This is a genomic window from Ruminococcus sp., from assembly GCF_016283395.1.
On record NZ_JAEEMU010000043.1, the window covers coordinates 38915 to 58600 of the forward strand.

Genomic DNA, 19686 nt, shown 5'->3' on the forward strand with positions numbered 1-19686 from the left:
GCGTGCCAACGGCTGTGCTCAGTAGTATGCGGCGTGATCCTCACGTTACAGGGGAAGAGGTTTGCAGACCTCGCAGAGTGCGGGATATTATTCCCGAATTCAGGTGGTAACACGGACAATCGTTCGCCCTGGACCTTAACGGTTCGGGGCTTTTTTAATTCATAATGCATAATTATTAATGCATAATTGAATGTGTCAGCTTCGCTGACGAATTTGAATTATTTCGCCGTGGACTGTTTATGATTTATCGCCGTAAGGCGATACCACTAATTATGAATTATGAATTCTGAATTAGGAATTAATTGAAAGGAAGATCGAAATGGCAAAGGAACTTGCTAAGGCATATAATCCCAAGGACTTTGAGGATCGTATCTATGCCGCTTGGAATGAAAAGGGCTGCTTCCGTGCTGAGGCTGACCCGAAGAAAACACCCTATACTATAGTTATCCCTCCTCCGAACATCACAGGACAGCTCCACATGGGACACGCCCTTGATGAGACATTACAGGATATCCTTATCCGCTGGAAGAGAATGAGCGGCTACAGCGCACTGTGGCTCCCGGGTACTGACCATGCTGCTATTGCTACAGAGGCTAAGATAGTTGAAGCTATGCGCAAGGAAGGCGTTACCAAGGAGGATCTCGGTCGTGAAGGCTTCATGAAGCGCGCATGGGAATGGAAGAAACAGTACGGCGGACGTATCGTTGAACAGCTCAAAAAGCTCGGTTCTTCATGTGACTGGTCAAGAGAGCGTTTCACTATGGACGAGGGCTGCTCAAAGGCTGTAAAGGAAGTATTCATCAAGTACTACGAAAAAGGTCTCATCTACAGAGGTGAGCGTATCATAAACTGGTGTCCTAAGTGCCGCACATCACTTTCAGATGCTGAGGTAACTTATGAGGATCAGGCAGGTCATTTCTGGCATCTTCGCTATAAAATAAAGGACTCGGACGGTTATCTGGAGCTTGCTACAACACGTCCTGAGACTCTTCTCGGCGATACAGCTGTTGCTGTAAACCCTAAGGACGAGCGTTACACAGACCTTGTTGGCAAGACAGTTATCCTTCCTCTTGTTCACCGCGAAATACCTATCGTTGCCGATGATTATGTTGAAATGGACTTCGGTACAGGCGTAGTTAAGATAACTCCTGCACACGATCCTAACGACTTTGAAGTAGGCCTTCGTCATAATCTTCCTGTTATCAATGTAATGAACGACGATGCTACTATCGTTGACGATTATCCTGAATACGCAGGTATGGACAGATATGAAGCAAGAAAGAAGATAGTTGAGGACCTCGAAAAGGAAGGCGCACTTGTTAAAATAGAGGAATACAGCCACAATGTTGGTACCTGCTACCGCTGCGGCACTACTGTTGAGCCTAAGGTATCAACTCAGTGGTTCGTTAAGATGAAGCCTCTTGCAGAGCCTGCTATCGCAGCTGTTAAGAACGGCGATACCAAGTTCGTTCCCGAGCGTTTCGACAAGATATACTTCCACTGGCTCGAAAATATCAAGGACTGGTGTATTTCACGTCAGATATGGTGGGGACATCAGATACCTGCATTCTACTGTGATGCCTGCGGCGAAATGGTAGTTACAAAGGAGAGCAGTGCAGTTTGTCCTAAGTGCGGCAAGCCTATGAGACAGGATCCAGATACTCTCGATACATGGTTCAGCTCTGCACTCTGGCCTTTCTCAACACTTGGCTGGCCAGAGAACACAGAAGACTTGAAGTATTTCTATCCTACAAATACACTCGTAACAGGCTATGATATCATCTTCTTCTGGGTAATCAGAATGATGTTCAGCGGTCTGGAGAATATGGGAAAAGTACCTTTCGATACAGTTCTTATCCACGGTCTTGTACGTGACTCACAGGGACGCAAGATGTCAAAATCTCTGGGCAACGGTATCGACCCACTTGAAGTTATCAACGAGTACGGTGCTGACGCTCTCAGATTTATGCTTGCTACAGGTAACTCACCAGGAAACGATATGCGTTATATCGATGACAAGGTAAAGGCTGCACGTAACTTTGCAAACAAGCTCTGGAACGCTTCACGTTTCATTATGATGAATCTCCCCGAGGACTTCGAGTTCAAGGGACTCCCTGCAGAGCTTGAGCTTGAGGATAAGTGGCTCGTAAACAAGTTCAATCAGCTTGCTAAGGAAGTTGGCGAGAACCTTGACAGATATGAGCTTGGCGTTGCTTCACAGAAGATATACGACTTTATCTGGGACGTTTACTGCGACTGGTACATCGAGCTCACAAAGCCGAGAATACAGGCAGGCGGCGAGACAATGGCAAAGGCTCAGGCAGTTCTTGTATGGGCAATGCAGGGTATGCTCAAGCTCCTCCACCCGTTCATGCCGTTCATCACTGAGGAGATATGGCAGGTTCTCACAAACGAGAAGTCAATGATAATCCTCGAAACATATCCTACCTATGATGCTTCTATCGACTTTAGCGCAGAGGAAAAGGCATTCGAGAAGATAATCTCAGCTATCAAGGCTATAAGAAATACACGTACAGAAATGAATGTACCTCCGTCAGTAAAGGCTAAGCTATTCATTGAGACTGCTGACAAGGAGCTCTTCAACTCATGCGCAGTATTCTTCGAGAAGCTTGCTTCTGCTTCCGCAGTTGAGACAGGTGACAAGTTCGATATCCCTGATTCTGCAAATGCTGTTACCGACTCCGCTCGTATCTTCATTCCTATGGACGAGCTTGTTGACAAGGAGAAGGAAATAGCACGTCTTGAAAAGGAAAAGGCTAAGGTACAGAAGGATATAGACTTCCTCAGCGGAAAGCTCAATAATCAGGGCTTTATCGCAAAGGCTCCTGCACAGCTCATAGACGCTGAAAAGGCAAAGCTTGCAAAGGCAGAGGAAAAAATGGCTAAGATAGAGCAGTCTATCGCAGCTTTCAGAAAGTAATATGAAATGCAATAAGCTCCCCGTTTTCAGGGGAGCTTATTTTTTATGTATAATGAAGGAAGAATATTATGAAAAACTTTTAGTCAAAGATATCTGAGCCCTTCTGTGACTTTTTGCTCTTGGTTGTGGGCTCTTCTTCCTCGTCGTCCTCGTCCTCATCTTCGTCCTCTGCCTCTTCCTCTTCTTCTACTTCGGCATTTTTCTTGGACTTCTTGGACTCTTTCTCTTCTTTTTCTTCGTTCTTGCTGTTATCCTTATCTTCCTTTGCAGTTTCGTGTGCCTGCTCGTCAAGAGTTACTACAATGGTCTTTTCAACGCCGTTTCTCATGATAGTGAGCTCAAACTTTTCGCCTGCGGTGTGCTTGTTCTTCTTTGCAATGAGTTCTTCGGAAGTAGTTACCTTTTCACCGTCAGCCTTGATGATGATATCGCCGACTTCAATGCCAGCCTTTTCAGCAGCACTGCCTTCGTTTACGGCTCTTACGATAACGCCTAATGGCAGATTGTACAATTCAGCGTCAGACTCGTCGATGCCCTTGCAGGTGATACCAAGCTGTGGCTTGCCTGTAACATAGCCGTACTTCATAATGTCGTCAATGATAGTTGCTGTTGCGTTTGAAGGGATAGCGAAACCGATACCCTCGATAGATGCACCTGATGAAGAGTATGAAGATGACATCTTTGAAGAGTTGATACCGATGACCTGACCGTACTTATTGATAAGAGGACCGCCTGAGTTGCCTGAGTTGATAGCGGCATCAGTCTGGATAAGGTTCATAGCCTTGTCGTTGATAGTGATGTCACGGTCAAGACCTGAGATCATACCGCCTGTAACAGTATTTTTAAGCTCAAAGCCGAGAGGGTTGCCGATAGCGATAACTGATTCACCCAGCTGGAGCTCGTCGCTGTTGCCGAATTCAGCAGCTGTAAGACCTGTTGCCTCTATTTTGAGAACTGCAAGGTCGCAGTCTACATCGTAACCGATGATCTCTGCTTCGTATGTTTCGTCATTAAGAAGAATATTTACTTCCTTTGCACGACCTGCCTTGTATTCATCATCATATATTACATGAGCGTTTGTAACGATATAGCCGTTTTCAGATACAACTACACCTGTACCTGTTCCTTTGAATTCTCTTGTCTGAGGCTCAGACTCGCCGTAATCATAATCACCGCCGAAGCCGCCGAAACCTCCAAATCCGCCGAAATCAAAGAAGTCATTAGGGATAGACATCTGAGACTGCATTTCCACTTCAAATGAAGACTCAACACCAACTACGCAAGGAAGAACTTTCTTTACGATCTCTTCGGTTGAAAGTGCTCTGCCGTCTGATTCAACAGGTTCGATTATGCTGATGTTCTGAGCAGCAAGTTTAGTCATAGAGGAATTCTTTGTTGACTTTTCATCATCTGCATCAGCTTCATCAACAACAGCTGTTGTTGAAAGGCTGTCATGTGAAAAATAACGGTAAGCCTGGATGGAACCGCCTGATACGATAGCCATAGCCATGATGAAGGCTGCTGTTTTCAGACCTGTGCGCTTTTTCGGAGGCTTGTTGTTATTGCCGCTGTCGGTACTGAAGCCATTGTAATTGCTTTCGTTCTCCTCAGTGTTATTATTGTTATTGAAATTGTAATTATACTCACTCATATTATTCACTTTCCTTTTCATTTTTTCTTTTTGAGGTTTCCCTCAAGCTTTGATTATATTATATTCACCATTTGTGATATAAATTTGCGGCAAATGTAATGTTTTTGAGAATTTTATGTGTAAATTCTATCACAATTCGAGGACTTATGTGTAAAATGTGAAAGCCATTTCAATGCATAATGCGAAATCTATTATTGGCTGACATTTCCATACGATTCTACTTTCTGATCACTATGCACTAATAACTAATCACTTAAACTACTCGCATTATTCTTACATATATGATATAAGCAGCGTGACGCTGCACCCTTTTTCGCGTCTAAAATAATTTATTAGGTAATATTACGCCGCGCCCTTGCCTTTTTAATTATTATATGATATAATGTAAATATTATATATAAGGAAAGGAAAATTATGGACAGTTCAGATATATGGAAGATAGTTCTTGTCATTGCGATGATGATATTTTCAGCTCTGTTTTCGGGCACTGAAACAGCTTTTTCAAGTGTCAACAAACTCAGACTGAAAAACTATGAGGCTCAGGGAAATAAAAAAGCCAAAAAAGCCCTGAGACTCGCAAATCGCTTCGATGAAGTCCTTACGGCGGTGCTTATAGGCAATAATATCGTCAATATCGCTACTTCATCAGTCAGCACTATCGTATTTATAAAGCTTATGGGAAGCAAGGGTGCGGCAGTATCCACTATCGTTGTTACGGTGCTGGTACTTATATTCTGCGAGGTGATCCCGAAATCCTATGCAAAGAAAAATGCGGAAAAGCTTGCGCTTGCATTTGCTCCTGCACTCTCATTCCTTGTAACGGTGTTCAAGCCATTCGTATGGCTGCTCAATAAGCTTTCTTCACTTGTCTCCAAGGAAGATAAAGCCCCCAGCGTTACCGAGGAAGAGCTGAAATACATGATAGACGAGATAGAGGAGCAGGGCGTTATTGAGGAGCAGGAGAGCGAGCTTGTAAAGAGTGCCCTTGAATTTGATGAGATAAACGTCAATGAGATACTCATTCCCCGTGTTAAAGTCGTGGGAGTTGAGCTTAATGCGACTATTGACGAGATAAAGGAGCTTTTCAGCAGCGAAATGTACTCACGTCTGCCTGTTTATGAAAAGAGTCTCGATAACGTAGTAGGTATCATCACAAACAAGGCGTTCTTCAAGATGCTGGTAGAGGGCGGAAATGATATCAAGCCCATAATACAGGAAGTCCCTCATATTGCGGACTCAAAGCTCATAAGCGAGGCAATGCGCGATATGCAGCGTTCAAAGGTTCATCTTGCGGTAGTTATCGACCAGTACGGCGGAACTAAGGGTATAGTTACTCTTGAGGATATCATCGAGGAGCTTGTAGGTGAGATATACGACGAGGACGACGAGATCGAGACAAATATAATGATGTTAGCTCCTGATAAGTACGAAGTTGCAGGAGATATGAGCATAAGCGATATGCTTGAGATGCTCGACCTTGACGATGATATGATAACCACTGATTATACTTCTGTCGGCGGCTGGGTAACAGATGTTATGGAGCATATCCCCGAAGCAGGAGAGACTGCCGAAAGCGGTATCTTCCGAATTACAGTCGCTGAGGTAAATGAGCAGACTGTGGAAAAGGTAATTATCGAAGTTCTTCCCGTTGACGATGATGAAGATGACGAGGAAGACGATGAATAGTTATCAGTGATTAGTGCATAGTGATTAGAATTGTAGGGGCTGCCTTTGGCAGCCCGTGCATTTATTTACGTAAACGAGGCGGTAAAAGCCATGAAAAAGAAAAGCGGAAAAGCATTTATATTAACAGGTATCATTTTCTTTGCAGTCGGGCTGCTCGTTAATATACGTGTGATACGCGGGATAATAATTATGCTGATTTCGGATGAGCCAAAAAGTATAGGCATTATCGGCGGCGCAGACGCTCCTACGGCTATTTTCATTTCATCAAGGATATTCATGGATATGAGTATCCTTGAAAAAGCAGGACTTCTGCTGATAATAGCAGCCCCTTTCCTTATTATTATTGGCATAGTAAAGTACAGGAGAGCGCATAAAGGAATAAAAAAGTAATAACAAAGCCCGAAGCATTGCTTCGGGCTTGTTTTATAGTCGATATCAACAATTATAGGAAATTTGATTTGTGAACTCCTACAAAGCTGAAAAATATTTTTTTGATAATCAATGGTTATACATTGATTTTTTCGCTTTTTCAGCCCTCTTATAGAAGATGCTGTTTACTCCACAGTTCCCTCGCTTCTGCCGATAGTAAGGACAAAGCCTTTATTTATAGGCATTATGCCGTTAGGGTCAACAGTCTTTACAGTATTGTCGGGAAGCTTTACGCTCCATGTCTCCTGAGTGAGATTGCGCAGAGCGTGCTTGCTCGGGTCTTTCTTATTGCGGACTACCTCGCCGATGATCTTGTGGAAGTCGCCGTCAGTTTCTCCCGTCATACCCTCATAGAGCTTAGCACCGCCAAATGCAGGGAGCTCAAAACGCTTGAATTTTATGCTCTCTGTGCAGGTGAGCTGATCACCGCAGTACATACAGCTTACGGAGTATTTCGGTGTTATGAATGTCTCCTTGCCGCAGTGAGGGCAGGGAACAGTCTCGCTTCTAAGCTTTACGAAAGCGTCCAGCCATGTCATTTCGATAACACGGTCATAAGGCGGCTTTACTGAGCTCTTGCCAAAGGACTGTATGAACAGGTCGCGGATATATTCGGGGTATATCTTCCAGAAGCGGAGAGTATTTGTGTTGAGCTGATTATTTGCGGCATTGCGGTCGTCCTCGGGGTCAAGTACGAAAACAGGATCGCTGCCGTAGAACTTCTTTTCAAGCTCGGGAGTCATGCATGGTGGAGTCGAGTACTTGCCCTCCAGCGGATGCTCTATGAAAAGCATACGGAAGAGTATAACAGCCAGCGAGAAACGGTCAGAGCGTTTATCGGGAGCACCGCCAAGTACTACCTCAGGTGCCATATAACGCTGTTTGCCTGCGATACCGAAGTTTACTCCGCGCTCGGAAACATTGTCGTTGTCGCATATGAGCACATCGCCGTTCTGCGGATCAATAAAGAAGTTGCCGTTATTTAAGTCCTGATAGCTGTAACCGTCATTATGGAGAGCACGGAAGCCCTCGATGATGTTGATAGCGGCATTGCAGCGAGCTGTGATATTTGCGAAGCTTGCCTTCATGCGGCGTGTTTTTGGATCCCACAGCAGAAAACGCGTAAGCTCTTCATATCCATTCGGACGAAGGGGCATTATATAGCCAAAGCTGCCGTCTATCCATTCGGAAAGTTCCTCAGGCCATAAGAAAGCCTTTGTGGGAGCACCCTTTTTAATGTTTGCCTTGAGGTTTTCGTAGAATTCCTCAGGGTTTTTCATTTTTTCAACGGTGGATTTGTGGTACCATTTAAGTGCCATTTGCTTGCCGTTGCACTCTACTCTGTAGACGTTTCCCTGACCGCCTCCGCCGAGAAAATCAAGAATAGTGAACGTTGAATTGTAAATAGTCTTGCCTTTGTAGCCTGTTTTGAGTTCTGCCATGATAATGCTCCTTTCATATCCCTTATATTAAGTATAAATAAAGTTTTTACATATTTGAGAATTCCTCGTTCTGAGGAAGCTTTGTAGTTGCAGGTTCAGTCTCGGAGGGATGTTCCTCAGTTTTGTTTTCAGATGTTTCGGCAGGCTGCTGTGCAGCAGTCGATGCAGGTGCGGAGTTGCCGCTCTTTGAAACTGTGTTCTGACAGAGCCAGTCGCACCACTGTGAATAGTATTTAGCAAGGAAATGTACTCCGTCACTTGAACTGTCACCAGGGAGTGCGCCGTATTCATCATCAAAAATACAGTTCGCGTTAAGGAAGAATACCTTGCTGTTGTCAGCCATTTCTTCAAGACGGCTGTTGAGCATATTTATACGCTCGTTGTTGATAATGTTGTTTTCATATGCTGCGGTAACGTGAAGATTTGCCTGAATGTAAATTACCGCATCGGGCTGTACTTCCTTTATGCCGTCCACAAGCTTTCTGTAAGCCGAGACAGTGTATTCGATATCGTTTCCGACTTCGTTTATGCCTAGCATAACGTATATCTTTGCGTATTTCTTTTCGTTGAGCACTGTCCAAACGGTCTTGCCGTTTACTGAAGTCTTGTCTATCTGATATGCGGAAAGTCCGATATCGCAGAAGTAATCGGCATTTTTCAGTGTACCGTAGTCACGGAGACCAACTGTACGTGAATCGCCTATAAAGAGTGCATCATCGAAATACTCAGGACCGCTCTGTGTGAACTGTGACTGTACAGTAGCAGGTTCTGTGGTCTGTTCTGCGTTTGCAGGAGCAGTTTCTCCCTCAGATGTAGGCTGAGTTTCTGCATTTGGATCGGCAGGAGTTGTCTGAGCAGGCTGTGTTGCGGCAACGGGTGTTTTTATCGTTGTCTTTGAAGCCTTGACTTTACTGTTGTTCCATATCTGCTTATATATGAACGGTGAAGCCACAAAGCAGGTGAGCAGCAGTATAAGCGTATATATACATTGTCTGAATCTATTCACAATAGTCTCTCCTTAAAATCTGAAATACATGAACGGGTCATCGAGTCCTCTGTACATACAGTAGACAGATGCCCAGAATACTGCCAGAAGGATAATTGCAGTAAAGGGGGAATTCTTCATCTTTTTGTATAGCTTCTGAGGAAGTGTTGTTGAGAAGATAAATCCTGCAAGGAAGTATTTCCAGTAAATTCCCCAGTATTTGATATAGTCTGTGTCAAGTACGGCATAGGTTTTTTGCGGCAGGAAGGGAAGAAGTCTCTTGAAGTAGATACCAAGCTCATGGAAGTCCGTAATGGCGAATATGAGCCATGTAAGCGGTATCACAAAGAACATATAGGCGTGTCCGAGAGGCTTTATCTTGTTAAGCACCTTGCCTGTCCAGTTCTTTTCGGTCATGATGATCGCAAAGAGAACAAGTCCCCATAATACGAAGTTCCAGCTTGCACCGTGCCAGAGACCTGTAAACAGCCATACGATAAAGGTATTCCTTATGGTAGCAGATGCGCCCTTACGGTTTCCGCCCAGTGGGATATATATGTAATCCTTGAACCATGTACCCAGGGTCATGTGCCACCTTCTCCAGAACTCGGTCATAGTGAGGGAGAGGTATGGGTGGTCGAAGTTTCGTGGGAGATTGAATCCCATTATCTTGCCGAGACCTATTGCCATGAGGGAATAGCCGCAGAAATCGAAATAAAGCTGGAATGAGTAGGCAAATATACCCATCCACGCAAGCTTTGATGATACGCTCTCGTAGCCTATCATGGAGATATCGCTCCAGAGTCCGCCTATCTGATTGGCAATGAGGACTTTATAGCCAAGACCTATGGTAAATGTCTTGAGACCGTCCTCAACTTTCTGCATGGAGTGTCTGCGGTTCTTGAGTTCCTTTGCCACATGGTCATATGTAACGATAGGACCTGCGATGAGCTGTGGGAACATACTTATGTATGCGCCGTAATTTATCAGGCTTTTTTCTGCCTTTGCCTTTCCTCTGAACACATCGGCTATATACGATACGTTCTGGAAGGTATAGAAGCTTATTCCTATAGGCAGGATAATATCCTTTACGGTAAGGCTCTGGTGGAAGAGATGATTTATATTCTCTGTGCCGAATGACCAGTACTTGAAGAAAATGAGCCACCAGAAGTTGAATAATACACCAAAGAACAGCCATGCCTTTTTGGCATGGCGGCTGTTTTCGATAAACTGTCCGACGATGAAGTTGAGCAATGTCGTCAGCAGAAAGAGAAATATGTAAACGGGCTTATGTACGCCGAGACTGTAGAATATGACGCTTCCCGTGAAAATTATAAGATTTTGGTATTCTATCCGAGATGTCGAGTTCGCTTTCCAGAAATAGAAAAGCACCGCAAATGCAAAGAGAGCTATCTGCCAGGGCTTTGTGTAGCCGAGAGTGTGGAAGAGCCTATACCCTGCAAATATGCTTCCTGCTAATAAAACGAAATTTCTGTATTCTTTTTTTGATGCCGCATAGGCTATCATAAAAACAGGCAGGAAAATGAAAATAAATTCCAAGCTGCTGAAAACCAAATAAACCACCCTTTGTAAAATCTTTTGCCCCTATTTTCGGTTTGTATATATTCTGATAATCTACGAAAAATAGCAATATTTAAACTCATACATTACTATTTTACACGTTTGACGATTAATTGTCAATAGCTTTGGAATAATGTAGCAATTTGCAGTAAACTGCTGCTTTTTAGTTGTAAGTTATTAGTGATTAGTTATTAGTAGGGGCACATATTTGTCGTCAGCCAATAACAGTAAAATTTCAAATGTTCATTTGTATTGGCTGACATTCTAAAAAGCCCGTGAAAGAACGATATTACAGCAATCATAAGCCAGAGACGTTCGTCCATGCAAAACATTTTTTATGTGTTGCGTAAGGCATAATTGGATTGTAAGGCGCTGACTGCCAAAGGTAGCCAAAACATACTGTTATTTACACATAATAAAAGACACTGTGAAGATCACAGTGTCTTAATTACGCATTAATAAACGCTGATGGGGGGCGAAATGCCGCCGCTACAGGCTAACGGCTCATTCGATCCCTGCCTGCTGTTTAGCAGCTGTGAGGGTATTTTTCATGAGCATAGCGATAGTCATAGGGCCTACGCCGCCGGGTACGGGAGTGATGAAAGAAGCCTTCTTCTCGGCTGACTCGAACTCAACGTCGCCGCAGAGCTTGCCGTTGTCGAGACGGTTCATGCCTACGTCGATAACGACTGCGCCTTCCTTTATCATATCGCCTGTAACGAAGTTAGCGCGTCCGATAGCTACTACGAGGATATCAGCACCGAGGCATATCTCCTTGAGATTCTTGGTCTTTGAGTGGCAGATAGTAACAGTGCCGTTCTTCTGGAGAAGAAGCATTGCCTGCGGCTTGCCTACGATGTTGCTTCTGCCGATAACTACGCACTGCTTGCCTGTGATGTCAGTGCCTGTGCTCTCGATAAGGCGCATAACGCCTGCGGGAGTGCATGGCAGGAATGAATATTCGCCTATCATTATCTTGCCTACGTTGATAGGGTGGAAAGCGTCAACGTCCTTATCTGGTGAGATAGCATTGATAACTGCCTTTTCGTCGATATGCTTTGGCAGTGGGAGCTGTACAAGTATACCGTTCACTCTGTCATCGCGGTTAAGTACGTTTACAAGGTCAAGGAGCTGTTCCTGAGTAGTTGACTCGTCAAGAGCGTACTCATATGACTGGAAGCCTACAGCCTCGCAAGCCTTCTTTTTGTTATTGACATAAACTCTCGATGCAGGATCGTTTCCAACAATAACGACTGCAAGACCTACCTTGAGTCCCTTTTCATCTTTGAGCTTGGCTGTTTCTTCAGCGACCTCAGCCTTTACTGCTGCGGAAACTGCCTTTCCGTCTATTAACTGTGCCATTTATTTGTCCTCCTTATGGCTATTGGACTTTTAGTCCTCATTATTATCTTTGTTGTCCTCTGCATTTGCGTCAGAGTCGTCATTTTCCTCGTCGTCATCTTCGATGATATCGTCATCGTCGTCATCATCATCGTTATCGAGTTCGCTTTCATCGAAGTCATCGTCATCATCGTTGAAGATGTCGAGATCATCGTCATCATCATCGCCTGTTTTAGCGTCAGCACCCTTGATGCCCATGCTCTTTCTGCGTGATTCTTCGATAAGACGGTGAGATTCTTCTGTACTTGCGTAAAGCACCATGCTCTCGGGATCGCGCTTTCTCTTTGCATAGAATATGATCTGGAGTATTACTGATGCAACGAATATTACAGCTGAAAGTGCCTGTGATACACGGATATTTCCAAGCATAAGGCTGTCTGTGCGGAGTCCTTCTACTACGAAACGCTCAGCTCCGTACCATGCAAGATACATGAGGAAAAGCTGTCCATCGTACTTTCTGCGCTTTGACCAGAATGCAAAGATAACAAATCCAAGCAGACACCATAATGACTCATAAAGGAAGCAGGGGTGTACAGGCTTTTCCCACAGCATATTCACGCCTTCCTGGTAAAGGTCGCCGCCTATCTGCATCTCGCCGCTGATAGTACGCTGTATAGTACCGCCTGTCATGCCGAGGAATGAGCTTGTGTTAGTTCCGAAAGCTTCCTGATTAATGAAGTTGCCCCAGCGTCCGATACCTTGTCCGATAAGGAAACCGATAACGGTTATATCCAGCATAGGGAGCATTTTGACTTTTCGTATCTTACATATTATAAGACCTACCAGCAGCGCACCTATGATACCGCCGTATATGGCAAGTCCGCCGTTTCGGGTGTTGACTATGTCTCCCAAGTTGCCTTTGTATTCGTCCCAGCGCATAAGGACGTAGTATAAACGTGCTCCGATTATACCACCGATAACGCCGCCGATGATAGCGTCGATAGTTCTGTCTGCATCGAGTCCGAAGCGTTTCATTCTCGGAAGTGCGTATACAAGAGCAAGGATAAGACCTAAGGTAATAAGGATACCGTACCATTGAATGTGCAGACTTCCGATGCTGAATGCGGTAGGATCAATGTGGAATTTCCAGCCAAGTTCGGGGAATTGTATTTCGTTTGGTTCTAAAAGCGTTTCTGTTGACATTAAAAATATGCCTCCTTTTCTATTATGGACAGTACACACCTGTCACGGCGCATTTCTCTGCGCATAAAATCAATAACATCGCTGCTTGTCATTTCCGACAGCACTTCTATAGCGTCATACGGACCTACGCCGTCTATATGAGCGTTGAGCATGAGGTTCGCCACGGCTTCAACGTTGTTGAGCTCGCAGATCATCATACCGTATGAGGATTTCTTTATCCTCTGGAAGTCCTTTTCGTTTATGCCCTCATTTATAAGGCGGTCTACCTCGTCAAAGAGTGAGTCTCTTATGACTTCGGGGGAATCTGACTCTCCCGAGAATATAACTGTAAAGTAATTATCGCCGTAGAATACTTCGCCGCCGAAAGTGGAGTTTATTATCTCTTCCTTGAGAAGCCTCTCACACATGGGCAGAGCAGGGTCTGACAGCAGGGAAGTTGCGGTGGAAGCCGCAGCTATGCATTTAAGGCGTTCAAGTCCGCTTGTGGCAGTACACTTATAGCCTAAGTTGAAAATAGATGCACCTACGGGCTGCTTTTCATGTACCTCTGGCTGTACTATCTCGGCAGGCTCATCCGGGAAAACAGTTTCAAGTCCCTTGTCGGTACATGGACGTAGACAGCTGTCGCATATCTCAAGAACTTTGTCCGCACTGATATTGCCTGCAACGGAAAGTACCATATTGTTCAGATCATAGAACGTATCATAGCACTTGTAAAGCAGTTCGGCATCTATATGGGATATGCTCTCAACAGTGCCTGCAATGTCTATTTTTACAGGGTGAGCATGGTACATTCCTCTGAGCATATTGAAGAATACACGCCATTCGGGATTGTCATTGGTCATTTTTATCTCCTGACCGATGATACCCATTTCCTTATCAACGTTTTCCTTTGTGAAATATGGCTTCTGTACGAAATCAAGCAGTATTTTCAGGTTTTTCTCGTAGTTCTTTGAGCAGCTGAACAGGTAGCAGGTCTTGTCAAAGGACGTAAAAGCGTTGCCTGATGCGCCTGTTTTTGCGTAAAGCTCGAAAACTCCGCAGTCCTCGTTCTCAAAGAGCTTGTGTTCGAGGAAGTGAGCTATTCCCTCGGGAACTGTTGTATAGTTCTTGTCGGCGGCAGTCTTGAACATAGTGTTCACAGAGCCGTACTTTGTACCGAACAGAGCCTCTATACTGCTGAAGCCTTTCATTTCGCAGATATATATATCAAGTCCGCTTTTGTGCTTTACGTGTATACAGCTGTCGCCTGTGCGTGAGCTTGTAAGGATCTCTTTGTTCATTCCTGCACCTCCTTATCAAGCATGAGATATACAGTATCAAGCTTCAGAGAGTTTGCAGCCTGTACTATCCTTTCCTTTGTGACAGCTCTGAACTCATTGAAATGCTCCTCGGGAGTTATGAGCTTACCGTCGCTGAAACAGTCGAAAAACCAGTTTATATACGATGAGGCAGTATCGCCTATCTGCAATACAGCGTTATCGAGTGCCATAAGTGAGCTTTCTATCTCCTCATCGGTGATATTGCCCTTTTTTATCTCTTCGAGCTGGGCGAGTATCTCATCACGGGCTTTGTCTATATTACAGCGTTCGATGCCGCTGTCCACGAAGAAAGTGCCCTTTGCGGAAACAGAAGTGCTTACGCAGTAATAACAGAGGCTCAGTTTTTCCCTGACATTGAGGAAAAGCTTTGAGAATGGCATTTCGCCGTAGATTATACTGAGCATTTTCAGTGCATACTTATCATCGGAATCTGTTTTGAAAGCAAGCACCATTTTGCACTGATTAACGTCAAATTCCTCGGAAACGTGCTCAGGCTCGGGTTTGAGAGGACTGTGATTGCGTATACTTACTTTTCGCGGAGCTCTTTCTATATTACCGAAGCTTTCGGAGAGCATTTCCGCGAACGAATTGTCCTCATGTGGAGAAACGTAGTATATCTCTATCTGCGCAGTTTTCAGAAGCTCCTGATAGGCGCGGAATGCGTCCTCGGGAGATGCGTTGTTAGCGGCTTCACGGCTTCCGTAGCCTGTACATTCGGCAGGCTCTCCGCGGAATGCTACCTTTGAAGCCTGAGAAATGGCGTAGCTGCGCTTCTGGTTGAGCTCACCGTCTATCCTGTCGATGAGGTCTTTTTTTACTATATTAAACGAATCGGCATCAAATGCACCATTGCTGACATTTGGCTCGAAAAGACAGCCGTGTATCAGCTGACGCATTTCACCGCATATATCTTCGCCGTCGATAGCATACTTGTTATCGAGCCATGAAGCTTTCAGTCCAAGTATTTGTGCATCGCCCTTTTTTCTTGCTATAGAGCCAAGACCTGCGCCGTAAAGCTCGGAAAGCTTTTCGCACAGTGAGGCGTATGTTTTGTACTGACGGCTTGATACGGTAAGGATACTTATTCCAAGGTTATTCACGGCTGCGGTCTTTTCGCTCAGTTCAGTGAGAAAATAGACTGCGAGGGAACTGGACTTGAATTTATCGTCAATAATAGTGGTAAATCCTATATTATCGCCCAACTCTGACCGTTTATATATCATCAAGCTTACACTCCAATCCTAAAAAGCTATACAACATATTATAACACAATTAAAAATAAATTACCATAGTATTTTTCATTTTTTTCAAATTTTGTTATATCCACCATTATATTGTTGCAAAATACTTGATTTTTGATAATAAAAAGTGGTATAATATAAAATAGTTAATTGTATGTATTTGCGAAGGAGGCAGAATATGGATTACAAAGGCGAAAAGTGTCAAGTTTGTGGAGAGATCTTCACAGATGATGACGATATAGTTGTTTGTCCTGAATGTGGTACGCCTCACCATAGAAGCTGTTATATAACCGAGAACAGATGTGCTAATGAAGAATATCATTCTACAGGCAGGAAATGGGAAAGGACTGTTCATAAAAAGCCGCTTTACAAAGTATGTCCTGTCTGCAATTTCCCCAACAGGGTAACTGACAGCAACTGTCAGCGATGCGGTGCGGAAATAAACGATATTTCGGTAGTTTCAATGAATGAGAACGAACCCGAGAAGGTCGAGGATAATATACAGGCTGCTTTTTCGTCGGAGCAGGAAGCGTTTCTTGATCCTATAAAGTATCTCGGGCTTGATCCAAATGAGGATATGGGCGGTGCATCTATGCAGGAGGTCACGGATTTTGTCGGACCGAGCACCATATATTATCTTCCAAAATTCAAGCGCATGAAGGACGACGGTACAAAGCCTTCATTCAACTTTTTCAGCCTGATATTCCCGACACTGTATTTTGCGAACAGAAAGATGTGGGGCTGGGCTATACTGGCAGCTGTTCTGGGAGTGCTTCTCAATCTTCCGGCGGATCTTCTGCTGTATATCGAGGAATTTCCCGACAGCCTCGCTACTTTTATCTCGAACAATAAAAGTATGATACAGGCTGTGAGCGATATATGTCTTGTGGCAGATATTGGCGTAAGAGCTTTATTCTGTTTGTTTGCCAACTGGCTGTATTTCAGATTTGCCATGAATTCGCTGAAAAAACATAAGACCAGCGGCAGATCTGCTTCCTCCATAAAGGCTGAAGGCGGCATCAAACCTATGAATATGCTTATAATCACAGCAATAAAATACGGCATAGGCTTAATAGTTCTTGCTGCATTATACTACGGATTTGAAATGGCAACTACCATAAAGGATTTCAGCACATTATGTCTTATGTAACAAATGAGCGGACAGAGCTAAAAAGCTTTACGGCGTCTGTCTGCTCCCAAATAACGATATATGCATATCCGTGTATGCATATTACATAATGGGGGGATATGTTTTGAGGCTGAAAAAAGCATATTTTGCTCTTCTGCCTTTTTTATGTTTCTTTTTCTTTGGCTGTGCTGTTCAGGACTACCCTACATATACTTATCAGGTAGTCAACGGACTTGGTGAGGATTATCTCATAAACTACTGTGAGCAGACCAATTACCCTGAAAATAATACGAGAGTAAAGGTTTTCAGAGGCAAGAAAAAGGTAATGGACTATAACGGCGGAAGTTATGCAGGCTGTAATTCGTATACACCGTCTCAGATAGTGTTTATCTGTAAAAGCGGAGATGTGGATTACTACTACCTGAAGTCACAGCTTGATGAATATCTGGTGGCTGACGGAATGGTAGACTTAAAAACCAATTACAATATGCTCGTTCTGAATAAAAATAAAGCCGAAATGACTGAAGATGAAAGAAAGGTCTACTCCAAGACCTCAGCTGCTATACGAAGTGCTGTCTCTGCCGAAGACGTTGAAAAACGCTTTGCAGACTGCGGATACAGTTCATCGGCGTTTATGACTTTTTATAATTACAGTTGAAAAAAAGCCCTGTGTACTTGTGTACACAGGGCTTACATCATTATTTTTGCTTAGTTGTAGTCGGCATCTGTATCAGGCCACAGCCTGTACATTGGTGTATTTGATGATCCGTCGCCCACCCATATCTCGGTGTTTATCGGATCGCCGTCACGGTAACAGATAAACCAGCGGTTAAGCGGTTTTCCTGCCTTGGACATAGTATATTTTATAGGTGTTTTTCCCTGACCTGTCAATGAATTGAGTGAGTCCTGGAATAACTTAGCATCGGCACTTCCGCCGCTCCATAATGAATGATTGCCGCCTGTATTGGCAGAACCGTCTTTCGTGCAGACTGTATAGAGCGTATATGTCTTTGTTGTTCCGTTGTATTTTACAGTTTTTTGAGAAGTAGTATTGTTCTTAGTGTAGGATAGAGTAGCATCTTCATCATCAGCAATTACAGTCATTACGGCATCGAATATTGTTTTTGCACTTGAAATGTCAGCTGTACGTTTGGATTTTCTTACGTAGCCCATTACAGAGGGTACAAGAATTGCAGCCAAAACAGCTATTATCGCAATAACAACGATAAGTTCGATAAGTGTAAAACCATGTCTTTTGAATTTTGCCATATAAATTCCCCCTAACTTATAACGCAAAATAATGATGATTTTTTCTTATTATACGATGTTTTTTTGAACTTGTCAATACATAGTTCAAAAAAATTTTTTGATGATGTATAGCCAAATCCGAATAATACACCCAGTATATATTCGTGCTGTATCGTTTAATCAATTACAGTGGATTTATGTAATTATTTTGTTATAACTTTCTTGAAAGCCTTCTTGCCTTTGCGGACTATGACTTCGCCCTCGAGCTTTATCATTTCCTTAGGATCGGTTTTCTTTTCATCGTTGACTGTGATTCCGCCCTGCTGAACGAGACGTCTTGCTTCGGAGACAGAAGGAGCAAGCTCAGCCTTTACAAGGAGATTGAGAAGTCCGATAGCACCGTCTGTAAGGTCAGCGGAGTCTATTTCTGCAACAGGCATATTCTCGTTTGAACCGCTTCCGCCGAAGAGTGCCTTTGCAGCAGCCTTTGCCTTTTCAGCTTCCTCTTCACCGTGAACAAGCTTTGTGAGCTCGTAAGCGAGAAGCTCCTTAGCAGCGTTGAACTGTGCGCCTTCCATAGTCTTTTCCATTTCCTCAATCTGCTCTACAGGAACGAATGTGAGCATTTTAAGGCACTTGATAACGTCAGCATCGTCAACGTTTCTCCAGTACTGGAAGAAGTCGTAAGGAGAAGTCTTTTCGGGATCGAGCCATACTGCGCCCTTTTCGGTCTTACCCATTTTCTTGCCCTCAGAGTTGAGGAGAAGAGTGATAGTCATAGCGTAAGCGTCCTTGCCCAGCTTACGGCGGATAAGCTCTGTACCACCAAGCATATTGCTCCACTGGTCATCGCCGCCGAACTGCATATTGCAGCCGTATTTCTGGAAGAGCTGGTAGAAGTCGTAGCTCTGCATTATCATGTAGTTGAATTCGAGGAATGAGAGTCCGCGCTCAAGTCTCTGCTTGTAGCATTCAGCTGTGAGCATACGGTTTACGCTGAAATGTGCGCCAACCTCACGGAGAACTTCGATGTAGTTGAGGTTCATGAGCCAGTCAGCGTTGTTGACAACGATAGCCTTATCCTCTGAGAAGTCGATAAAGCGGCTCATCTGCTTTTTGAAGCAGTCAACGTTGTGCTGTATTGTCTCGGGAGTCATCATCTTACGCATATCCGTCTTGCCTGATGGATCGCCGATCATTGCAGTACCGCCGCCGATGAGTACTATAGGCTTGTTGCCTGCCATTTGCAGACGCTTCATAAGGCAGAGTGCCATGAAGTGACCAACGTGGAGTGAATCGGCTGTAGGATCGAAGCCAATGTAAAAGGTAGCTTTGCCTGCGTTGACAAGCTCCTCTATTTCCTTTTCGTCTGTGAGCTGCGCGAGGAGTCCTCTGCGCTTGAGTTCTTCAAAAGTAGTCATTATTTATTTCTCCTTTATATTAATTATTCATTGTTATCATTGAGCACTGTTTTAAGCTTTAAGAGC

General features: G+C 44.1%; 15 protein-coding genes and 1 other annotated feature (1 of these 16 running past the window's edge). Of the genes, 5 read left to right on the forward strand and 10 right to left on the reverse strand.

Going from position 1 to position 19686, the window contains the following annotated elements; translation table 11 throughout:
• Nucleotides 1–134, forward strand: a binding site (T-box leader) (it extends 105 nt beyond the left edge of the window).
• Between the two features lie 185 nt (nt 135–319).
• The gene (locus QZZ41_RS10065; RefSeq protein ID WP_295071323.1) at nt 320–2941 is read left to right on the forward strand and encodes a valine--tRNA ligase; all 2622 of its coding nucleotides are present in this window, start codon (nt 320–322) and stop codon (nt 2939–2941) included.
• Nucleotides 2942–3020: 79 nt separating this feature from the next.
• Here QZZ41_RS10065 and QZZ41_RS10070 read toward each other — a convergent pair whose 3' ends face one another.
• On the reverse strand, nt 3021–4592 hold the full coding sequence (locus QZZ41_RS10070; protein ID WP_295071326.1) for a trypsin-like peptidase domain-containing protein: 1572 nt from the start codon (nt 4590–4592) through the stop codon (nt 3021–3023).
• A gap of 414 nt (nt 4593–5006) precedes the next feature.
• Here QZZ41_RS10070 and QZZ41_RS10075 point away from each other — a divergent pair, with 414 nt between their 5' ends.
• Both QZZ41_RS10075 and QZZ41_RS10080 read left to right on the forward strand, forming a co-directional pair.
• Entirely contained in the window at nt 5007–6278 is a 1272-nt protein-coding gene (locus tag QZZ41_RS10075) for a hemolysin family protein (protein ID WP_295071328.1), read from the forward strand.
• Nucleotides 6279–6368: 90 nt separating this feature from the next.
• The gene (locus QZZ41_RS10080) at nt 6369–6668 is read left to right on the forward strand and encodes a hypothetical protein (protein ID WP_295071331.1); all 300 of its coding nucleotides are present in this window, start codon (nt 6369–6371) and stop codon (nt 6666–6668) included.
• 164 nt (nt 6669–6832) lie between these two features.
• Here the strand turns inward: QZZ41_RS10080 and QZZ41_RS10085 are convergent, their stop codons facing one another.
• The 7 genes from QZZ41_RS10085 to QZZ41_RS10115 form a co-directional block, all read right to left on the reverse strand.
• Nucleotides 6833–8149, reverse strand: a complete 1317-nt coding sequence (locus QZZ41_RS10085) for a protein kinase (protein WP_295071334.1) — start codon at nt 8147–8149, stop codon at nt 6833–6835.
• 46 nt (nt 8150–8195) lie between these two features.
• Nucleotides 8196–9155, reverse strand: a complete 960-nt coding sequence (locus tag QZZ41_RS10090; protein ID WP_295071337.1) for a GDSL-type esterase/lipase family protein — start codon at nt 9153–9155, stop codon at nt 8196–8198.
• Nucleotides 9156–9167: 12 nt separating this feature from the next.
• Nucleotides 9168–10709: an MBOAT family protein gene (locus QZZ41_RS10095; protein WP_295071340.1), complete on the reverse strand. Its 1542-nt coding sequence runs from the start codon at nt 10707–10709 to the stop codon at nt 9168–9170.
• Between the two features lie 510 nt (nt 10710–11219).
• Nucleotides 11220–12077, reverse strand: coding sequence for a bifunctional methylenetetrahydrofolate dehydrogenase/methenyltetrahydrofolate cyclohydrolase FolD (folD, locus tag QZZ41_RS10100; protein WP_074714352.1), 858 nt, complete (start codon nt 12075–12077; stop codon nt 11220–11222).
• Nucleotides 12078–12107: 30 nt separating this feature from the next.
• Complete coding sequence (gene lgt / locus QZZ41_RS10105) at nt 12108–13259, reverse strand: prolipoprotein diacylglyceryl transferase (RefSeq protein WP_295071343.1); 1152 nt, start codon at nt 13257–13259, stop codon at nt 12108–12110.
• Nucleotides 13259–14542 (reverse strand): pitrilysin family protein, encoded by a 1284-nt coding sequence (locus tag QZZ41_RS10110; protein WP_295071347.1) that lies wholly within the window; start codon nt 14540–14542, stop codon nt 13259–13261. Before QZZ41_RS10110 ends, lgt begins: the two co-directional genes overlap by 1 nt.
• Nucleotides 14539–15804, reverse strand: a complete 1266-nt coding sequence (locus tag QZZ41_RS10115; protein WP_295071350.1) for an insulinase family protein — start codon at nt 15802–15804, stop codon at nt 14539–14541. The genes QZZ41_RS10110 and QZZ41_RS10115 overlap by 4 nt, the downstream gene beginning before the upstream one ends.
• A gap of 196 nt (nt 15805–16000) precedes the next feature.
• Between QZZ41_RS10115 and QZZ41_RS10120 the strand changes: the two genes are divergently transcribed.
• Together QZZ41_RS10120 and QZZ41_RS10125 are read left to right on the forward strand one after the other, a co-directional pair.
• Nucleotides 16001–16972, forward strand: a complete 972-nt coding sequence (locus tag QZZ41_RS10120) for an RING finger protein (RefSeq protein WP_295071353.1) — start codon at nt 16001–16003, stop codon at nt 16970–16972.
• A gap of 103 nt (nt 16973–17075) precedes the next feature.
• Entirely contained in the window at nt 17076–17609 is a 534-nt protein-coding gene (locus tag QZZ41_RS10125; RefSeq protein WP_295071355.1) for a hypothetical protein, read from the forward strand.
• A 50-nt stretch (nt 17610–17659) separates the two neighbouring features.
• On the opposite strand, the gene QZZ41_RS10130 is transcribed toward QZZ41_RS10125, so the two are convergent.
• Together QZZ41_RS10130 and tyrS are read right to left on the reverse strand one after the other, a co-directional pair.
• Nucleotides 17660–18220 (reverse strand): prepilin-type N-terminal cleavage/methylation domain-containing protein, encoded by a 561-nt coding sequence (locus QZZ41_RS10130; protein ID WP_295071357.1) that lies wholly within the window; start codon nt 18218–18220, stop codon nt 17660–17662.
• Nucleotides 18221–18402: 182 nt separating this feature from the next.
• On the reverse strand, nt 18403–19620 hold the full coding sequence (gene tyrS / locus QZZ41_RS10135) for a tyrosine--tRNA ligase (protein ID WP_295071360.1): 1218 nt from the start codon (nt 19618–19620) through the stop codon (nt 18403–18405).
• Between the last annotated feature and the right edge of the window lie 66 nt (nt 19621–19686).